Annotated in this window: 20 protein-coding genes; 14 read left to right on the forward strand and 6 right to left on the reverse strand. The window is 65.5% G+C overall.

Annotated features, from left to right (window positions below; genetic code table 11):
• Nucleotides 1-6 precede the first annotated feature (6 nt).
• On the forward strand, nucleotides 7-2853 hold the full coding sequence (locus tag GH681_RS11875) for a valine--tRNA ligase (RefSeq protein ID WP_153161692.1): 2847 nt from the start codon (nucleotides 7-9) through the stop codon (nucleotides 2851-2853).
• Between the two features lie 80 nt (nucleotides 2854-2933).
• Here the strand turns inward: GH681_RS11875 and GH681_RS11880 are convergent, their stop codons facing one another.
• Nucleotides 2934-3164: a sulfurtransferase TusA family protein gene (locus GH681_RS11880; protein WP_153161693.1), complete on the reverse strand. Its 231-nt coding sequence runs from the start codon at nucleotides 3162-3164 to the stop codon at nucleotides 2934-2936.
• A 258-nt stretch (nucleotides 3165-3422) separates the two neighbouring features.
• Between GH681_RS11880 and GH681_RS11885 the strand changes: the two genes are divergently transcribed.
• The 7 genes from GH681_RS11885 to GH681_RS11915 are packed head-to-tail and all read left to right on the forward strand — an operon-like array spanning nucleotide 3423 to nucleotide 8037.
• The gene (locus GH681_RS11885; protein WP_228111886.1) at nucleotides 3423-3776 is read left to right on the forward strand and encodes a roadblock/LC7 domain-containing protein; all 354 of its coding nucleotides are present in this window, start codon (nucleotides 3423-3425) and stop codon (nucleotides 3774-3776) included.
• Nucleotides 3777-3800: 24 nt separating this feature from the next.
• Nucleotides 3801-4265 carry a PAS domain-containing protein gene (locus GH681_RS11890; RefSeq protein ID WP_153161803.1) on the forward strand — a complete coding sequence of 155 codons (465 nt, stop codon included), beginning with the start codon at nucleotides 3801-3803 and terminating at the stop codon, nucleotides 4263-4265.
• Nucleotides 4266-4267: 2 nt separating this feature from the next.
• On the forward strand, nucleotides 4268-5014 hold the full coding sequence (locus GH681_RS11895; protein WP_153161695.1) for a phosphate/phosphite/phosphonate ABC transporter substrate-binding protein: 747 nt from the start codon (nucleotides 4268-4270) through the stop codon (nucleotides 5012-5014).
• Entirely contained in the window at nucleotides 5011-5487 is a 477-nt protein-coding gene (locus tag GH681_RS11900) for a hypothetical protein (protein WP_153161696.1), read from the forward strand. Before GH681_RS11895 ends, GH681_RS11900 begins: the two co-directional genes overlap by 4 nt.
• 28 nt (nucleotides 5488-5515) lie before the next feature.
• Entirely contained in the window at nucleotides 5516-6862 is a 1347-nt protein-coding gene (locus tag GH681_RS11905; protein WP_153161697.1) for a hypothetical protein, read from the forward strand.
• The gene (locus tag GH681_RS11910; protein ID WP_153161698.1) at nucleotides 6852-7412 is read left to right on the forward strand and encodes an ATP/GTP-binding protein; all 561 of its coding nucleotides are present in this window, start codon (nucleotides 6852-6854) and stop codon (nucleotides 7410-7412) included. The genes GH681_RS11905 and GH681_RS11910 overlap by 11 nt, the downstream gene beginning before the upstream one ends.
• The gene (locus GH681_RS11915) at nucleotides 7405-8037 is read left to right on the forward strand and encodes a hypothetical protein (RefSeq protein WP_153161699.1); all 633 of its coding nucleotides are present in this window, start codon (nucleotides 7405-7407) and stop codon (nucleotides 8035-8037) included. Before GH681_RS11910 ends, GH681_RS11915 begins: the two co-directional genes overlap by 8 nt.
• Before the next feature lie 3 nt (nucleotides 8038-8040).
• On the opposite strand, the gene GH681_RS11920 is transcribed toward GH681_RS11915, so the two are convergent.
• The gene (locus GH681_RS11920; RefSeq protein WP_153161700.1) at nucleotides 8041-9489 is read right to left on the reverse strand and encodes a M48 family metalloprotease; all 1449 of its coding nucleotides are present in this window, start codon (nucleotides 9487-9489) and stop codon (nucleotides 8041-8043) included.
• A 41-nt stretch (nucleotides 9490-9530) separates the two neighbouring features.
• Here GH681_RS11920 and moaC point away from each other — a divergent pair, with 41 nt between their 5' ends.
• The 5 genes from moaC to sixA all read left to right on the forward strand — a co-directional run bounded on the left by moaC (nucleotide 9531) and on the right by sixA (nucleotide 12937).
• Complete coding sequence (gene moaC, locus GH681_RS11925) at nucleotides 9531-10013, forward strand: cyclic pyranopterin monophosphate synthase MoaC (RefSeq protein WP_153161701.1); 483 nt, start codon at nucleotides 9531-9533, stop codon at nucleotides 10011-10013.
• A complete protein-coding gene (gene soxY, locus GH681_RS11930; RefSeq protein ID WP_153161702.1) occupies nucleotides 10010-10480 on the forward strand; it encodes a thiosulfate oxidation carrier protein SoxY in 471 nt (156 codons plus the stop codon). Before moaC ends, soxY begins: the two co-directional genes overlap by 4 nt.
• Nucleotides 10481-10491: 11 nt before the next feature.
• Nucleotides 10492-10809 carry a thiosulfate oxidation carrier complex protein SoxZ gene (gene soxZ / locus GH681_RS11935; protein WP_153161703.1) on the forward strand — a complete coding sequence of 106 codons (318 nt, stop codon included), beginning with the start codon at nucleotides 10492-10494 and terminating at the stop codon, nucleotides 10807-10809.
• A gap of 95 nt (nucleotides 10810-10904) precedes the next feature.
• A complete protein-coding gene (locus tag GH681_RS11940; protein ID WP_153161704.1) occupies nucleotides 10905-12413 on the forward strand; it encodes a CYTH and CHAD domain-containing protein in 1509 nt (502 codons plus the stop codon).
• 71 nt (nucleotides 12414-12484) lie between these two features.
• The gene (gene sixA / locus GH681_RS11945) at nucleotides 12485-12937 is read left to right on the forward strand and encodes a phosphohistidine phosphatase SixA (protein WP_153161705.1); all 453 of its coding nucleotides are present in this window, start codon (nucleotides 12485-12487) and stop codon (nucleotides 12935-12937) included.
• 66 nt (nucleotides 12938-13003) lie between these two features.
• On the opposite strand, the gene GH681_RS11950 is transcribed toward sixA, so the two are convergent.
• Genes GH681_RS11950 through GH681_RS11960 form a run of 3 tightly spaced genes read right to left on the reverse strand, consistent with a single transcriptional unit; the run spans nucleotide 13004 to nucleotide 15799 of the window.
• A complete protein-coding gene (locus GH681_RS11950) occupies nucleotides 13004-14377 on the reverse strand; it encodes an NAD(P)(+) transhydrogenase (Re/Si-specific) subunit beta (RefSeq protein ID WP_153161706.1) in 1374 nt (457 codons plus the stop codon).
• Nucleotides 14377-14661, reverse strand: a complete 285-nt coding sequence (locus GH681_RS11955; RefSeq protein WP_153161707.1) for an NAD(P) transhydrogenase subunit alpha — start codon at nucleotides 14659-14661, stop codon at nucleotides 14377-14379. Before GH681_RS11955 ends, GH681_RS11950 begins: the two co-directional genes overlap by 1 nt.
• A gap of 13 nt (nucleotides 14662-14674) precedes the next feature.
• On the reverse strand, nucleotides 14675-15799 hold the full coding sequence (locus tag GH681_RS11960) for an NAD(P) transhydrogenase subunit alpha (RefSeq protein ID WP_153161708.1): 1125 nt from the start codon (nucleotides 15797-15799) through the stop codon (nucleotides 14675-14677).
• A 169-nt stretch (nucleotides 15800-15968) separates the two neighbouring features.
• Between GH681_RS11960 and corA the strand changes: the two genes are divergently transcribed.
• Nucleotides 15969-17051: a magnesium/cobalt transporter CorA gene (gene corA / locus GH681_RS11965; protein WP_153161709.1), complete on the forward strand. Its 1083-nt coding sequence runs from the start codon at nucleotides 15969-15971 to the stop codon at nucleotides 17049-17051.
• Between the two features lie 54 nt (nucleotides 17052-17105).
• Here the strand turns inward: corA and GH681_RS11970 are convergent, their stop codons facing one another.
• Nucleotides 17106-17909, reverse strand: a complete 804-nt coding sequence (locus tag GH681_RS11970; RefSeq protein ID WP_228111887.1) for a PP2C family serine/threonine-protein phosphatase — start codon at nucleotides 17907-17909, stop codon at nucleotides 17106-17108.
• Nucleotides 17910-18113 lie beyond the last annotated feature (204 nt).

The raw sequence follows: 18113 nt of genomic DNA on the forward strand, positions 1-18113 counted from the left end.
GCCCCCATGGAACTGGCCAAGAGTTTCGAGCCGGCGGAGATCGAACGCCGCTGGTATGAGCACTGGGAGTCGAGCGGCTACTTCGCCGCCGGCCTCGACCGTAGCAAGCCCGCCGACCAATCCTTCTGCATCCTGCTGCCGCCGCCCAACGTCACCGGCACCCTGCACATGGGTCACGGTTTCAACCAGACGATCATGGACGCGCTCACCCGCTACCATCGCATGCGCGGCTGGAACACCCTGTGGCAGCCGGGCACCGACCACGCCGGCATCGCCACCCAGATCGTCGTCGAACGCCAGCTGGACGCCCAGGGCATCTCCCGCCACGACCTCGGCCGCGAGAAGTTCCTCGAGAAGGTGTGGGAGTGGAAGGAATACTCCGGCGGCACCATCACCCGCCAGATGCGCCGCATGGGCACCAGCCCCGACTGGTCGCGCGAGCGCTTCACGATGGATGCCGGCCTCAACAAGGTCGTCACCGAAACCTTCGTCCGCCTGTACAACGAAGGCCTGATCTACCGCGGCAAGCGGCTGGTCAACTGGGATCCGAAGCTGCACACCGCCGTCTCCGACCTGGAAGTCGTCCAGGAAGAAGAAGATGGCTTCATGTGGCACATCAACTATCCGTTCGCGGATGGCCCGATCGGTGATCTGACCGGCCTCACCGTCGCCACCACCCGTCCCGAAACCATGCTCGGCGACGTGGCCGTGATGGTGCACCCGGAAGACGAGCGCTACGCCCACCTGATCGGCAAGAGCGTCCGCCTGCCCCTGTGCGACCGCAACATCCCGATCATCGCCGACGACTACGTGGATCGCGAGTTTGGCACCGGCGTCGTCAAGGTCACCCCGGCCCACGACTTCAACGACTACGCCGTCGGCCAGCGCCACAATCTTCCGCAGATCAGCATCCTCACGCTCGATGCGAAGATCAACGAGCACGCCCCCGCCAAATACCAGGGCCTCGACCGCTTCGACGCCCGCAAGGCGATCGTGGCCGACCTCGAAGCCGCCGGCGTGCTGGTGGACACCAAGCCCCACAAGCTGCAGGTGCCCCGCGGCGACCGTACCGGCGTCGTCATCGAGCCGATGCTCACCGACCAGTGGTTCGTCGCCATGAGCAAACCCGGCGCCGACGGCAAGTCGATCACCGAGAAGGCGCTCGAAGTCGTCTCCTCCGGCGAGATCGAGTTCGTCCCCGGCAACTGGGTCAACACCTACAACCAGTGGCTCAACAACATCCAGGACTGGTGCATCTCGCGTCAACTGTGGTGGGGCCACCAGATTCCGGCGTGGTACGGCATCGACGGCGAGTGCTTCGTCGCCCATTCCGAAGAAGAAGCCCGTGCCCTGGCCGACAAGGCCGGCTACCCCGGCCCGCTGACCCGCGATCCGGACGTGCTCGACACCTGGTATTCGTCCGCCCTGTGGCCGTTCTCGACCCTCGACTGGACCTCCGAATACCCGGCCAAGTCCAACGACGCGCTGGATCTCTACCTGCCGTCCACGGTGCTCGTCACCGGCTTCGACATCATCTTCTTCTGGGTGGCGCGCATGGTCATGATGACCAAGCACATCACCGGCAAGATCCCGTTCAAGCACGTCTACGTACACGGCCTGATCCGCGACGCCGAAGGCGCCAAGATGTCCAAGTCGAAGGGCAACGTCCTCGACCCCATCGACCTGATCGACGGCATTGGCGTGGATGCGCTGGTGGCCAAGCGCACCACCGGCCTGATGAACCCCAAGCAGGCCGCCAGCATCGAGAAGAAGACCCGCAAGGAGTTCCCCGACGGCATCCCCGCCTTCGGCACCGACGCCCTGCGCTTCACCTTCGCCAGCCTCGCCAGCCCCGGCCGCGACATCAAGTTCGACATGAGCCGTTGCGAGGGCTACCGCAATTTCTGCAACAAGCTGTGGAACGCCACCCGCTTCGTGCTGATGAACGTCCAGGGCCACGACCTGGGCCTCGAGCACAAGCAGGACGGCCCCAGCTGCGGTGGCAACGGCCCGCTCGACTTCTCCTTCGCCGACCGCTGGATCGTCAGCCGCCTGCAGCGCGTCGAGAAGGAGATCGAGGAACTCTTCGCCGACTACCGCTTCGACCTCGTCTCCAAGACCATCTATGAATTCGTCTGGGACGAGTACTGTGACTGGTATCTCGAGCTTGCCAAGGTCCAGATCAACACCGGCAACGAAGCCCAGCAGCGTGGCACCCGCCGCACGCTGATCCGCGTGCTCGAGACGATCCTGCGCCTCGCCCACCCGCTGATTCCCTTCGTCACCGAAGAGCTGTGGCAGACCGTCGCCCCCCTCGCCGGCCGCAAGGACGTGGACAGCCTGTGTCTCGCCCGCTACCCGCAGGCCGACCTGGGCCGATGCGACGAGAAGAGCGAAGCCGACGTGGCCGAGCTCAAGGGCCTCATCTACGCCTGCCGCAACCTGCGTGGCGAGATGAACATCTCCCCGGCCCAGCGCATGCCGCTGGTGGCGAGCGGCAACGGTGATCGCCTGCGCAAGTTCGCGCCCTACATCGCCGGCCTCGCCAAGCTCTCCGAAGTGCAGGTGGTCGACGAGATCAGCGGTGACGAACTCGCCCCGGTGGCCATCGTTGGCGAGCAGCGTCTGATGCTGAAGGTGGAGATCGACATCGCCGCCGAGCGCGAGCGCCTGTCGAAGGAGATCGCCCGCATCGAAGGCGAGATCGTCAAGGCCAACGCCAAGCTGGCCAACGAGAGCTTCGTCGCCCGCGCACCGGCGGCCGTCGTCGCCCAGGAGAAGGAACGCCTGGCCGGCTTCACCGCGACGCTCGAGAAACTGCGCCCGCAGTTGGCCAAACTACCGCAAGCCTGACGAAGGCTTCGGCAAGCAAAATGGCCACGCAACTGCGTGGCCATTTTTTTGTGTTACCGCGAGATCCGCGTCAGCCTTACTTACTTGCGGCGCAGGAAAAACTCGTAGGCGTTATCCGGCAACTCACTCTGGCCGATCAGCTCGTTACCGGTCTGCTTGGCAAATGCCGCGAAGTCCTTCACCGAACCGGGATCGGTTGCCACAACCCGCAGAACCTGTGCCGCCTGCATTTCTGCGAGCGCTTTCTTGGCGCGCAAAATGGGTAAGGGGCAGTTCAGGCCGCGTGCATCCAGTTCCTTGTCAAAATCCATCTTACGACTCCAGCTTCCTAGGACAATCCAGGCCGGATTTTAACCTGCTATGCACCCCGACCCGATAACAACGTCACAACCCGTCTCACTCCCGCCCGGAGAATCACCGGCGAATTGTGAAATAATGACAACTCAAAATAACGTCTTAAACGAGGCGATACCCTGCATTGCGGTACCATGCGCCCAGGCATGCCGGGTTCGCTCTTCCCGACAACATTAACGCTTTTTTCTTGAAGGTATACCACGATGCGCTCAAACATGCTCCAAACGGTTCTCAATGACCTGAACGGCACCTCCGCGGACATCGAGGCCTCCGCCATCATCTCCTCCGACGGTCTGATGATGGCCGCCCTGCTCCCCAACACCGTTGACGAAGACCGGGTCGGCGCGATGAGTGCCGCGATGCTCTCCCTCGGCGACCGTACCGCCCGCGAACTCGCCCGCGGCACCCTCGACCAGGTGCTCATCAAGGGTGAAAAGGGTTATGTCCTGATGGTTCAGGCCGGTGCCGATGCCGTGCTCACCGTGATGGCCAAGCCGAACGCCAAGCTGGGCCTGGTCTTCCTGGACGTCCGCCGCGCCGCCGACGCGATCGGCCGGATCCTCGGATAATCGGGAGGGCTGGTAGTGAAGGATATGGATCGCGCCCAGGTTCCGGGCGAAGCAGTCGAACATACGCTGACGTTTGCCGATGGCACCTGTCGGCGGGTATTTGTCACGTCAGTCGAAACGCCCTATCCCCATGGCAAGCTGATCGTCTCCCGGACGGACACGTCGGGCGTCATCACCCAGTGCAATAAATCCTTCGTTGACATGTCCGGCTACACCGAAGCCGAACTGATCGGCCAGCCCCATTGCATCCTACGGCATCCTGACATGCCCGCGGCCGCCTTCGCTGACCTGTGGAAGACAGTCCAGGCCGGGCGCCAGTGGCACGGCTACGTCAAGAATCTGCGTAAGGACGGCGGCCACTACTGGGTGTACGCCACGGTGGTTCCCAATGTGCGCAACGGCGAAATCGTCGGTTTCACCTCGGTCCGGCGGGAGGCCTCGCAAGAAAAGATTCTCGCCGCAGAAGCCCAGTACCGGAGCATGAACTGATCATGACCTTCAATTTCTCGGTTAGCCCCAGCTTCCCCAACGAGCGCATTTCCGACTGGTACATCTTCAACACCTGGCTGCAACGCGCGCTGTCCCTGCCGATCCATCTCGAGCTCTACGACAGCTTCGGCACCCAGCGCGCCGCGATCGCCGAGGGCAAGGTGGACATCATCTACGCCAACCCCTTCGACGCCTCCCTGCTGGTGCGCGAGAAAGGCTTCCGTGCAATCGCCCGGCCCGAAGGGCAGCCTGACGAGATGGTCGTCATCACCGCCGCCGAGAGCCCTTTCAAGGAGATCCCCGATCTCAAGCCCGGAGCCCGCGTCGCGTGCAGCGATGACCCGAGCGTCAACACCGTCGGCCGGATCCTCCTCGAACCCGCCGATCTGAACGCAGCCAACACCGTCGAGCACCGCCGCGAAACCTACATCCAGGTCGCCCGCGAGATCCTCCGCGGCGAAGCCGATGTCGGCTTCCTGCCGGTCGAAGCCTTCGAGGCCCTGTCGTCCATCGTGCGCCGCGACCTGCGCGTGCTCGTCACCAGCCAGGTGCACGTAATCCATCACGTCTTCCTGATCGGCCCCGCTTTGTCTCCCCATGCCGAACAGATCACGCAACTGCTTCTTTCCATGCACGACACCGACAAGGGCCGCGGTATCCTCGAAGCCCTCGGAGCCCGTAGCTGGCAAGCTGTTCAGCACGAGGACGTGGAATTCATGATCGACATCATCTCGACGCTGACCCAGTGAAGCTGTTTGTCACCGATCCGTCCAACCCGGAACGCATCCGCCGTCCAGCACCGCCGGCCGTCTTCGGCCTGCCCGTCCGGACGCTGCGGATCGCGTCCCGCTGGCGCTCGCCGGCCACAGGCGCACTGCTGGCCGGCGAGATCGGGCGCAAGCCAGCCAACCTGCACCTGCACGTCCAGCGTATTTCCCTGTGGAGCAACCTGGAAGACACCGCGGCAACGGTCGCGGCCATTGTCGACCTATGGATCGTCCTTGGCAGGTACGGCGCCGAACTTCGGATGCGCATGCTGCGCGAGCACTACGACGCCCTCGAAGAGCACGATCTGGGGCTTTACCTCAGCGCCCGCATCGAAGACGGCCTCGACCGCCACGACCCGCGGCTCGCCCTGCCCGGTGTCGTACTCGCCCGCCCAGTGGAAGGCAATCGCATATTTTTACAGGATTCCGCGACGCTGTCGGGAGTAACCTCCTGATCCCGACCTCCATCCGCTTTACATCCCAATGAGCCGCCATTCCATCCTACCGGGCCAGCCCGTCACCGCCCTCTTCCTGCTCCACGTGGGCAGCATGGACGCCCGGCTGATCGGACTTTCCGTAGAACGTCACTGGAAGCACTCGGTACGTCTGGCGAGCGAGCTGGAAAGCGCCCGGGTCGTCCTGGTCGATTGCGATCGGCCAGGCGTCGAAGCCGCATTCGAAAGGCTCTCGCCCCACCCGAGGATCGGCGTGGTCTGCTACGCATTCCACCCCAAGGATCACTCCCAGCGTTTTCCCAACCGGGTGATCCTCGGCAAGCCCCTCAATCTCGAGGCGCTGCCCAGCATCCTCGCCAAGGCGGCTCACGACAGCGCCCGGACCATCGCCGCGCCATCCCTGCGCCGTGCCGCGCCGCTGACCCAGCCCGCACCGCCGACCATCCAGCCCGGATCCGAGGAACCGCCGCGGGTACCCATCGTCACGCCGGCCTCCCCGGTTCCCGCGGTGGTCGTGGCCGCCGCGCCCATCGTCCAGGCCGAGCTGCAGCCCCAGTCCGGCACGACTGCCGCACCACCCGTCAGCGCCCCCCAGGCCGACCCACCGGGTTCCCTCGGGCACGGCGTGCAGACCGACGACGAACGCGATCTCTGCGGAGCCCTTGAAGATCTCCCGGCGCACCCGGTCCATCCCCTGCCCGACAAGATCTTCTTCAACCCGGACAACTACCTGATCGGCCACCTGCAGCGCGCCTTCGATCAGGCCTCGAGCACCGGCCGCCCTCACCTGATCGCCGGCCTGCCCCGGCTCATCGGCGTGCGGCTCCAGCCGGCCTCGATCTGCGTCACCGATTTCCGGGACAACCAGCTGCGCCCCCTGTCGATGGCCCAGCTGCCCCAGACCACCGCGCGCATCGTCAGCGCGTCGACGCTGTCCCACATCTCCAACCACGGCACCACCTGGACGACCGAGGACTTCTTCTGGAACGTCGCCGCCTGGGCGGCCCGGGGCCGGCTGCCGGAAGGCACCGACCCCTACCAGCCGGTGCGGCTGCGGGCGTGGCCCAACTTCACCAAGGTCTTCATGTCGCCCCACGCCCTGCGCATCGTCGCCCTGTGGGTGCGCACCTGGGCCAGCCCCATCGACGTCGCCGCACGCCTCGGGATTCCCCAGCGCTACGTCTTCTCGGTCTATGCCTCGGCCCGCTTTGCCGGGCTGATCGACGCAAGGAAGCCGCGGGCCGCCACGGTGGAGGCGCGCACCGCCACACCAACACAACCCACGACGAACGCGGCGCCCCCTGCACAGCAACAACAACAACAACGCCCTTCGATTTTGTCCCGAATTCTCAGGAAACTCCTCAATGCGGTCTGAACGCGCCCGCCACAACAAGATCATCTTCTCGGGCACCGTCGGCGCCGGCAAGAGCACGGCCATTGCGGCCCTCAGTGACATCCCGCCGGTCAGCACCGAAGCGGTCGCCAGCGACGAAACCGCCAAGCTCAAGCGGACCACCACGGTCGCGATGGACTACGGCGTCCTCAACCTGCCGGACGGCGAGAAGGTCATGCTCTACGGCACGCCGGGGCAGGAACGCTTCAGCTTCATGTGGGACATCCTCTCCGAAGGCGGCATCGGCCTGGTGCTGCTCATCAACAACGCCAACCCCGATCCGCTCGCCGATCTTCAAGGCTACCTCAGCGCCTTCAAGGACTTCATCTCGAGCACCGCCGTCGCGATCGGCGTCACCCACATGGACAGTTCCGAGACCCCGAATCTCGAAAACTACCGGGCCAAGCTCGCCGAGCTCGGCCATCACCCCATCCCGGCCATCTTCCGGGTCGATGCGCGAAGCCGCGACGACGTGGCGATGCTCGTCAAGGCCCTTCTCTACACCCTTAATCCCGGATTGATCGATGCTTGAGATAATCCCCGGCTCCTACCTCACCGTAACGCCTTACGGTGCCTGGCGGGCCGTTGCCCGCGCCGACGACAGCATCGAGCGGCGCATCCTGCTGGCCATCCTTCGCGAAGCCACGAGCCCGGCCCTCAGCGCCGAACTGGCCCGCACCTGGACCGGCGAGACCAGCACCGAACGCGCCCTGACTCCGCTGCTCAAACTCCAGGAAACGGCCTGCCTCGAGGCGTGGTCCGCACCGCGCATGGCGCCGGTCGGCACCCTCGAATCGACCCTGCCGCATCTGCTCGAAACCCTCAGCGATACCGGCCAGGCCGTGCTCGCCGACAACATGGGCTTTTGCCTCGCGATGGCCGGCTACCCCGGCGAGACCGGCGAAGCGCTGGCTGCCGTGGGCGCCGACATCCTGTCCGTCGCCGAACGCCAGTCGGCCGCGCTCTCGAAGCTCGGCGACCACCTGCTCGATGGCTGGGGCAACGTGGACGCCGCCGGCATCAGCGGCCTCAGCTTCTGGCCGATGCACATCGGCCGGACCCGCCTCGCCCTCACCGTCAGCGGGCGCCCGCGCTTCAACCAGAACACCTTTGCCGACCTGGTCTGGGCGCTCTACGTGCGCTACGGCACCATCTAGCGCTCAACGCTGGCCGCGCGATTCACGCATCTCGCGCATCTGCTCGGCCAGCAGCGCCCGCACCTCCCGCAGGCGCGAGTCCACCGCCGACTGCTCGAAAAAATCCCCGTCGCCGGCCGTCTGCGCCAGCGCAAACTGCTCGGCCGACGCCGCGTAGTTGCCCTGGATCGCGTACACCTCACCCAACGCGCGGTGCTGCCCCAGACGCTTGCCCAGCGCTGCCTCGGCCCGGGCGCGGAATTCCCACAGGGTGGCGTCACCCGCGGTGGTCTGCAGCTCGGCCTTCACCGCCGTCAGCGCGTCGGCCGCCTTACCGGAGTCGATCAGGGCCTCGATCTCCCCGTACATCAGCCGGTGCGACTGGGGAAAACGCGCCCGCGCCTCGCGGAACAGCCGCGCCGCCCCCGCCGGATCGCCATGAGCAATGCGAAGATCGCCCTCCAGTCCGTCGATCATCGCCGACAAGGCGTGACGCTTGCGCAGCTCGACCATCTCCCGGTCGGCATCCGCCAGCCGTCGGGTCTGGAGGTAAGCCCGCACGAGGCCGTACTGGGCCGCCACCGACGGGCTGCTGCCCCGGGCGGCCGCCTCGAACTCGGCAATCACCTCCCGCGACGGCTGCCGGCCCACCTTGAGCTTGGCCCGCACCAGCTGAAAATCCAGCGAATCCGGCACCTGCCGGTAGGGCATCTGGGCGACCCGGTTCTCCATCTCGGTGATCCGGTCGCTGGTCAGCGGGTGGGTGCGCATGTAGGCCGGCGCGTTGTTCTCATACAGCCGGGCGTTCTTCTGCAGACGCTCGAAAAAGCCCACCATCCCCCGCACGTCAAAGCCCGCCGCGGCCAGGTTCTGAACCCCGAGCCGGTCCGCCTCGTTCTCGAAATCCCGCGAATAGGAAAGCTGGGTACTCATCCCCGCCGCCATCCCCGCCGAAATCGCCGCCTGACTCACCTGGGCGCTGGACTTGGCCGCCAGCACCGCCACCAGCAGCGACGCCAGCATCAGCATCCCGGTCTGACTCTGCTTGCCGAGCATCCGCGCAATGTGGCGCTGGGTGACGTGGGACACCTCGTGGCCGAGCACGCCAGCCAGCTCCGATTCGCTCTGGGCCGCGAGAATCAGCCCGGTGTGCACACCGATGTTGCCGCCGGGCATCGCGAACGCGTTGAGTGTCGGGTCATTCACGCCGAAAAACTGGAACGGCATCCCCGCACCGGGGCCCGCCGCCACCAGCCGGTCGCCCAGCCAGTTGAGGTAGTCCTCGACCTCGGGATCACGCAGATAGGCTGCATCCTTCCAGCGGATGTCGCGCATGATCTGCGCCCCCAGTCGCTGCTCGGCCAGTGGCGAGAGTTCGCTGGACGCAGCATCACCCAGATCGGGCAGATCGTGGGCGATTCCCTGGGGGATCATCACCACACACAAAAGGGCGGCAATCAGACGTTTTTTCACGATGCTATGATAACCGACCCCCTATTTTGGTTTCCCGCCTGATGAGCGACACCTTCACCCATTTCGACGCCCAGGGCCAGGCCCACATGGTGGATGTCTCTGCCAAATCCGAAACCCGCCGGGTCGCCCGTGCCGAGGGCCGGATCGTGATGCAGCCGTCCACCCTCGCCCGCATCCTCGCCGGTGACAACAAGAAAGGCGACGTGATCGGCATCGCCCGGATCGCCGCGATCCAGGGCGCCAAGCGCACCGCCGACCTGATCCCCCTGTGCCACCCGATCCCCCTCACCCGCGTCGCCGCCGATTTCGTGGTCGAAGGCGATGACACCATCCGCTGCACCGTCACCGCCGAAACCGTCGGCCGCACCGGCGTCGAGATGGAAGCCCTGACCGCCGTCCAGGTGGGCCTGCTCACCATTTACGACATGTGCAAGGCCGTGGATCGCGGCATGACCATGGAAGGCATCCGCCTGCTCGAAAAGGAAGGCGGCAAGTCCGGGCACTGGAGGGCAGACGCAGCATGAACACCGGCCGTCGCAGCTTTCTTCAGGGTTTCGGCAACGCCGCGCTACTCGCCGGGCTGGTAGGCGCCGGGGTGCTGAGGCCAACCCGCGCCCTCGCCGTGGACTTCAACCGCAGCGCCTTCGACAGCAAAAACCTCGCCGACGCCCTGCGGCTGATCGGCGCCACCGCTGCCGAGGCCAGCCGCGACATCGTCCTCAAGGCACCGGAGATCGCCGAGAACGGCTCGGCGGTACCGATCGAGGTCATCAGCCAGATCCCGGGCACCACACGCCTGTCGGTGCTGGTGGACAAGAACCCCTTTCCGCTGGCGCTGCAGTTCAACTTCGCGCCCGGCGCCGCCGCGCGCTTCCAGGCCAAGCTGAAGATGGCCGAGAGCTCGCGCCTGCGCATCGTCGCCCTTGCCGGCGGCAAGCATTACACCGTGTTCCGCGAGGTGAAGGTCACCGTCGGCGGCTGCGGCGAATAGGAGTCAATGCAATGCCCGATCCGATCAAGATCCGCGCCACCGTCAAGGGCGACGAAGGCGAAGTCCGGGTGCTGCTGCCGCATCCCATGGAATCCGGCCAGCGCCGCGACGCCGCCGGCCAGCTCATCCCTGCCCACTACATCACCTCGGTCATCCTCAGCCTGAACGGCAAGCCGGTGATCGAAGGCGCCCTCGGCACCGCCGTGTCGGCCAATCCGCTGTTCGCCTTCCAGCTTGCCGGCGTCAAGGCGGGTGATCGGCTCGGCGTGGCGTGGGTCGACAACAAAGGCCAGCGGGGAAGCGCCGAAGGCAGTTTCACAGCGGGCTGAGTTGTAACCCTGGCGCGCAAGACAGCGCGCCGCCATCGGACTAGAATGGCCCGCGCCTTGAAACAGGCTGCCCCCTGACTACCGATGGCACGACCATGAGCCACGAAATCGAACTCAAGCTGACGCTCCCCCAGAAGGCCCTTCCCGCCCTTCGCCGCCATCCGCTGATCGCCGACGCCCCCCGCGACGGCCGCAGCGTCACCCTCGAAAACACCTACTTCGACACGCCCGAGCTCGAACTGCGCGAGCGCCGGATGGCCGTGCGCACCCGCAAGGCCGGCACCCGCTGGCTGCAGACGGTGAAATGCGCAGCCGAATCCATCGGCGGCCTCTCGTCTCGCCCCGAATGGGAGCAGCCCTACGTGGGTGGCGTGTTCGACTTCTCCGCCATCGACAACGCCGACGTACGCAACCGGCTCGAGGATTACCACCCCCGGCTGGTGCCGGTGTTCAGCACCCGCTTCAAGCGCGAAACCTGCATCCTCACGCCCCGTGACGGCGTCAAGGTACTGGCGATGATCGACAACGGCGCCATCGAGGTGGGCGAGCACAGCCGGCCCTTGTGTGAGCTGGAGCTCGAACTGGTCGAGGGCGATCCCCAGGCCCTCTACGCCATCGCGCTGGAGCTCGCCGAATCCCTGCCGCTCACCCCCGAGAACGTCAGCAAGGCCGAGCGCGGCTACCGCCTGTTCTCCAACCACGCCCTGCGCCCCGCCAAGGCCCGCCCGTCGCGTCTCGCCGCCGAGCAATCGCCGGTGGACGCCTTCCGCATCATCGCCTTCGACTGCCTCGCCCTGTGGCAGACCAACGAATCCGGCGCCCGCGAGAGCGACGACCCCGAGTTCATCCACCAGCTGCGCGTGGCCCTGCGCCGCCTGCGCTCTGCGCTGCGGCTGTTCGGCCCGGCCCTGCCCCAGGCGTTTGTCGAGCGCTGGTCCCAGGGCCTCAAGGACGCCGCGGACGGGCTCGGTGCTGCCCGTGATCTCGACGTGATGCTGGCCGAAGTGCTTGGCCCGGTGGCCGAATCCGGGCTCGCCGACGAAGCCACCCAGCGCCTCATCGCAATGGCCGTGGATCGACGCGATCGCGAGAAGGCCGCCGCCCGCGAACAGCTCCTCGCCGCCAGCCACGGCCGCCAGATGCTGGCCCTGGCCGCCGATCTGATGGCCCTGCAGAGCGACTCGCTGGTCAAGTCCGCCAACCTCACTACCTTCGCTCGCCTGCAGCTCACCCAGCTGCGCAAGCGCGCCCGCAAGCGCTACGCCGCCGCCGCGACCGACCTGCACGCCGACAAGCTCCACGAGCTGCGCGTCTCTCTCAAGCGCCTGCGCTACGCCATCGAGTTCCTGCTGCCGCTGCTGCCCGAAAAAGCCACCGTCCGCTTCGCCAACGATCTGGCCGAAGCCCAGGAAATCCTCGGTTATCTCAACGACGAGACCGTCGCCCGCAACCGTCTGAAGGGCTGGGCTGGCAAGGACCCGGAGCTGCGCAGCGGCGCGGCCTTCGTCGCGGGCTGGCACGCCCCGCGCATCGCCCGGCTGCGCAAGAGCGTGCTCCCTTCCCTCGAAGACATCCTGTGGGGCAAGGCCCCGTGGCGGCGATGATGGTTTCATCAGGACGTAACCTGGACATCGCAGACTTGTCGGCTAATTCAAAGAACGAGGAGACGACAAGAATGGATCTGCTGCTGTGGCGTCACGCAGAAGCCGTGGACGGCGTGCCCGACAGCACCCGCGAACTCACCGAGCGGGGCATCCGCCAGGCCCACAAGGTGGCCGAATGGTTGGAGAGCCGCCGCCCCAAGAAGCTGCGTGTGCTGGTGAGCCCGACCACCCGCACGCGCCAGACGGCCAGCGCCTTCACCAACAACTTCGAGATCGTGCCGGCCCTCGGCCCGGGCAACGACATCTCGGCGATCCTCGCCGCCTGCGGCTGGCCCGACGCCGGCGGCTCGGTGCTGGTCGTCGGTCATCAGCCCGAACTCGGCCGCCTGGCCGCCCTGCTGCTATCCGGCCAGGAGGCCGACTGGACGATCAAGAAAGGCGCCCTGTGGTGGTTCACCAACCGGGTCCGTGAAGGCGAGACCCAGACCGTGCTGCGCACCGTGATGCCCGCCGATCTGGTCTGATCCGGCTACCCCAATAACGAAAAAACCACCCGAGGGTGGCTTTTTCGTTGCCGAGAAGGCTGCCGGTCAGACCGACATTGCCTTCACATGCTGGATCACCTCGCCGATGGCCTGCTGGGCAGAGCCATACAGCAGCCGGGTGTTGTCCTTGTAGAACAGGGCGTTCTCGATACCCGAGTAGCCCGTGCCCTTGCCGCGCTTCACGACGATCACGTTCTGGGCGAGATCGGCGTTGAGGATCGGCATGCCGTAGATCGGGCTGGACTTGTCGGTACGCGCCGAGGGGTTCACCACGTCGTTCGCACCGATCACCAGGGCCACATCGGCCTGGGCGAAGTCACCGTTGATCTCTTCGAGGTCGAAGATCTTCTCGTAGGGCACGCCGGCCTCGGCCAGCAGCACGTTCATGTGACCAGGCATCCGCCCCGCCACCGGGTGGATCGCGAACACCACCTCAACGCCGGCCTCCTCCAGCAACTCGGACATCTCCCACACCTTGTGCTGGGCGCCGGCGACCGCCATGCCGTAGCCAGGAACGATGATGACCTTGGAGGCATAGCGCATCATCGCCGCCGCATCCATCGCGCCGACTTCCTTCTGCTCGCCTTCCACCGCCTCGCCGGCACCGGCCGCAGCCATCGGCACGAAGAGGATGTTGGAGATCGGGCGGTTCATCGCCTTGGCCATCAGTTGGGTGAGCAGCGTACCGGCCGCACCAACGACGATACCGGCGATGATCAACGCCGGAATGCCCATCACGAAACCTTCAAAGCCCACGGCCAGGCCGGTGAAGGCGTTGAAGAGCGAGATCACCACCGGCATGTCGGCGCCGCCGATCGGCAGCGTGATGATCACGCCGAGCACCAGCGCCAGGATGAAGAACGCGCCCACCAGCATCGGGTCGATGGCCGGGGCGATCACGATCGCCGCGCCAAGACCCAGGGTTGCCAGGGCCAGCACGACGTTCACCGCGTTCTGGGCCGGCAGCCGGAAGGCCTTCTTCATCACGCCCTGGAGCTTCGCCCAAGCGATCACGGAGCCGGAGAACGAAACCGCGCCGATCAGCGCACCCAGCGTGGCCAGCAGCGTGACCACGGTGCCGTGCATCTCGCCGCGGGCGAACTCGACCGCCGCGATGGCCGCCGCAGCGCCGCCGCCCATGCCGTTGTAGATCGCCACCATCTGCGGCATGTCGGTCATGGCGACCTTCTTGCCGGAGATCCAGGCCAGCGCACCGCCGATGGCGATGGCGATGACCATCAGGGCAAAGTTGTTCATGCCCGGCGTGAGGAACGTGACCACCGTGGCGAGCACCATGCCGACGCCCGCCCAGATGATCCCCTTGCGCGCCGAAACCGGCGAACTCATGCCCTTCAAACCGAGGATGAAGAGCACCGCGGCCACAAAGTAGCTCGCGTCAATCAGCCACTTGATCGCCATCAGTTCTTCTCCTTCGACTTGAACATGGCGAGCATGCGTTCGGTCACCACGTAACCGCCGGCCGCGTTGGCAGCGCCCAGCAGCACGGCAACGAAACCGATGGCCTGTTCGAGCGGCGTCTCGGCCTGGCCGAGGGCGATCATGCCGCCCACCAGCACCACGCCGTGCACGAAGTTGGAACCCGACATCAGCGGGGTGTGCAGGATCACCGGCACACGGGAGATGACCTCGTAACCCGTGAAGGCGGCGAGCATGAAGATATAGAGTGCGACAAATCCGTCCATGATCGTCTCCCGGTTACAGGCCAAGGGCCTGCTTGACGCCGGCGTGGCGCACTTCGCCCGCGTGGGTCAGGCACGCGCCCGCCAGCACCTCGTCTTCCCAGTCCAGGGCCAGAGCCCCGTCCTTGATGAAGGGCGAGATGAAGTTGAAGAGGTTTTTGGCGTACATCTCGGAGGCATGCACCGGCATGCGGCTCGGGATGTTGGTCGGGCCGATGATCAGGGTTTCGCCAACCCAGGTCTTCTCGCCCGCCATGGTGCCGGCCACGTTGCCGCCGGTCTCGGCCGCCATGTCGACGACCACCGAACCCGGCTTCATGCGCGCCACCATCTCGGCGGAGACGATCACCGGCGCCTTCTTGCCCGGGATGGCCGCGGTGGTGATCAGCGCGTCGCAATCGGCGATCGCCTTGCCGAGCTTCTCGGCCTGCTGACGCTTTTCGTCATCGGTGAGCTCACGGGCGTAGCCGCCGGTGCCCGCAGCGGACACGCCGGTGTCAACAAACTTTGCACCCAGCGACTCGATCTGCTCTTTGGTTTCCGGCCGCACGTCGTAGCCCGAGACCATCGCGCCCAGCCGCTTGGCGGTGGCGATCGCCTGCAGGCCCGCCACACCGGCGCCGATCACCAGCACCTTGGCCGGACGGATCGTGCCGGCCGCGTAGGTGAGCATCGGGAAGAACTTGGGGGAATGATCGGCAGCGATCAGGGCGCACTCGTAACCGGCAACGGCAGCCTGGCTGGAGAGCACGTCCATGCTTTGCGCACGGCTGATACGGGGCAACAGTTCCAAAGCGAAACAGGTGATCCCTTTTTGGCGCAACAGTTCGATGCGCTCCTTGCTCGACCACGGCTGCTGCAGCCCGACCAGCACCGAACCCGGCTTGAGCTCGTTCAGGTCATCCATGCTGAGCGGCTGGACCTGCAGCAAGACGTCGGCCTTCTTGAGCACCGCCGAGGCATCCGCCACCAGCTCGGCCGCGCCGTAATCCTCGTCGCGGTAGTACGCCGATGCGCCGGCACCCGCCTGGAGCAGCAATGCCGCCCCAAGCCCCTGATACTTTTTGGCCACGTCCGGAACCAGCGCGACACGGCGCTCGCCCGGCGTAAACTCTTTGGTCACACCGATGACCAGAGGCATGGAACCTCCTTATAAGAATTGTTAGGTTTCTGCTATCGTCGTGAGAGGGTATCGACAACGATAACGTGCTGTTCATCCATGAAACACCCCGGCCAGCCCTGAAAAATCGGGAAAATCACAGAATTCTCGTAAAAGAACTCGCCATTTTCGGCCATTGAGCAAGATCACGATGAGAAAGTCTAACAAGAAACGTGCCCGCCCAACCCGTAAGTTAGGGTTACCCCCAGGGTCTCTTGTCCATATTGGCGAAATCAAGACCGAAAAACCCAGCATTACGCTCATCGAATACGATTCCCACGGCATCACCGAGACCCGTTTTGAGGACATCGAGCTATCCCGAGCCCATCACGCCACCCGCGAAAAGATGTGGCTGAACGTGTATGGCCTGCACGACCCCGCCGTGATGGCCGAGATCGGCCGCCGCTTCAAGCTGCACCCGCTCGTCCAGGAAGACATCCTCAACACCCAGCAGCGCCCCAAGAGCGACGAGTACGCCGATTACCTCTTCATCGTCGGCCGCTGCTTCGACTTCGACGCCGAAACCCGCAGCCTGAATTCCGACCAGGTGAGCATCGTGCTCGGGCGCAACTTCGTGCTCACCTTCCAGGAGCGGGCCACCGGCGCCTTCGAGGCCGTGCGGGAGCGCCTGCGCGCAGAGCACGGCGCCATGCGCGCCCACGGCACCGACTACCTCGCCTACGCCATCCTCGACACGCTGGTGGACCGCTATTTCGTGATGCTCGACAACCTGAGCGACATGGCCGAAGACCTCGAGGACGCCGCGCTCACGCGCCCCACCCCGACGCTGCTGGCCGAGATCAACCGGGTCAAGCACGAGGCGCTGATCCTGCGCCGGGCCGTCTGGCCGCTGCGCGAGATCCTCAACACCCTGGCCCGTGCCGACAACGGTTTCTTCAGCGCCGACACCCGGCTCTACCTGCGCGACATCTACGACCACACGGTGCACGTGCTCGAATCGCTCGAATCCGTCCGGGATCTCCTCGCCGACCTGCTGGACATCTATCTCTCCAGCGTCAGCAACCGGCTCAACACCGAGGTGCGGATCCTCACCGTGCTCACAACGCTCTTCATGCCCGCCACGCTGATCGCCGGCATCTTCGGGATGAACTTCCACGAGATGCCGCTACTCGACAAGCCCGATGGCTTCTGGGTCGCGCTCAGCATGATGGTGGGCGCCGCGGCGCTGATGGCCGCGTCGTTCTGGCGTCGCAACTGGCTGAGAACCCGCTGACGCCCGGCACGCATCCGCCGCCACAAAAAGAAAAGGGGCCAACGGCCCCTTTCGTCATCCACCCAGCCGGGGGAAATCACCCCGCGCCGGTGGCTTCTGGACAACCTCTACGAGCTTGACGATGGCCAGCGAGATGTTGTCGCCGCCACCCTTTGCCCGCTGGCGGGCCAGTTCGATCAGTGTCGAAGCCGCGTCCCGCGGGGATTGGGAGTCGAGAATCTGACCCATCTCGTCTTCGGGGATGTAGGCCCACAGACCATCCGAGCACAGCAGGAAAGCATCGCCGCCCACCAGCGGCGACGCATGGCCGATGTCGACCCGAGGCTCCCGCTCGGACCCCAGGCACGACAGCAGCACGTTGCGGTTGGGGTGGCGCAGCGCGCCGTCGGCGTCGAGCCGGCCTTTGCGGACAAGCTCTTCGACCAGGGAATGGTCGACACTGCGCGTCACCAGCTCACCGCGACGGAAATGATAGAAACGGGAATCCCCGCAATGGGCCCAGTCCGCCCGATCGGGCTGCATCATGAAGACCACCGCAGTGCTGTGGGGGTCCTGCTCGCTGGTGAAGCGGGTCAGCTTGATGACGATATGTGCTTCGTCGATGACGCTGCGCAGCAGATCGGGGGCGCTTTCCGATGCCGGCGCGTAGGCTTCGAAGTTCTGCTTGGCCTTCAGCACGACCTGCTCGGCCGCCATGGCACCGCCAGAGTGCCCGCCCATGCCGTCGGCCAGCACGGCCATCAGCGTGCCCTTACGGGTCGGATGCGCGAAGACGGCCGCCCGATCCTGCTGTTCGGTACGGTCGCCCGTATGCTTCGCCACGCAGGCCTCGGCCTGATAGCGCTTCTTGGAGCTCACCGAATCGGGAGCGGAAAGGGACGATAACGTTGGATTCAGCATGTAACTCGAACGATCAGCACGAGACGAACTCATCGAAAACACGCCACGCGCCTGCACATCGGCACGGCTCGGGCGAACACCGACGACGAAAACCGGGCAAACAAGACTCCGCACTGACTCACAAGATCACTCAGCCCAACAGGCAGACAACTGACATTCACG

It is taken from the genome of Zoogloea sp. 1C4 (assembly GCF_009469605.1).
Lineage (GTDB): Bacteria > Pseudomonadota > Gammaproteobacteria > Burkholderiales > Rhodocyclaceae > Zoogloea > Zoogloea oryzae.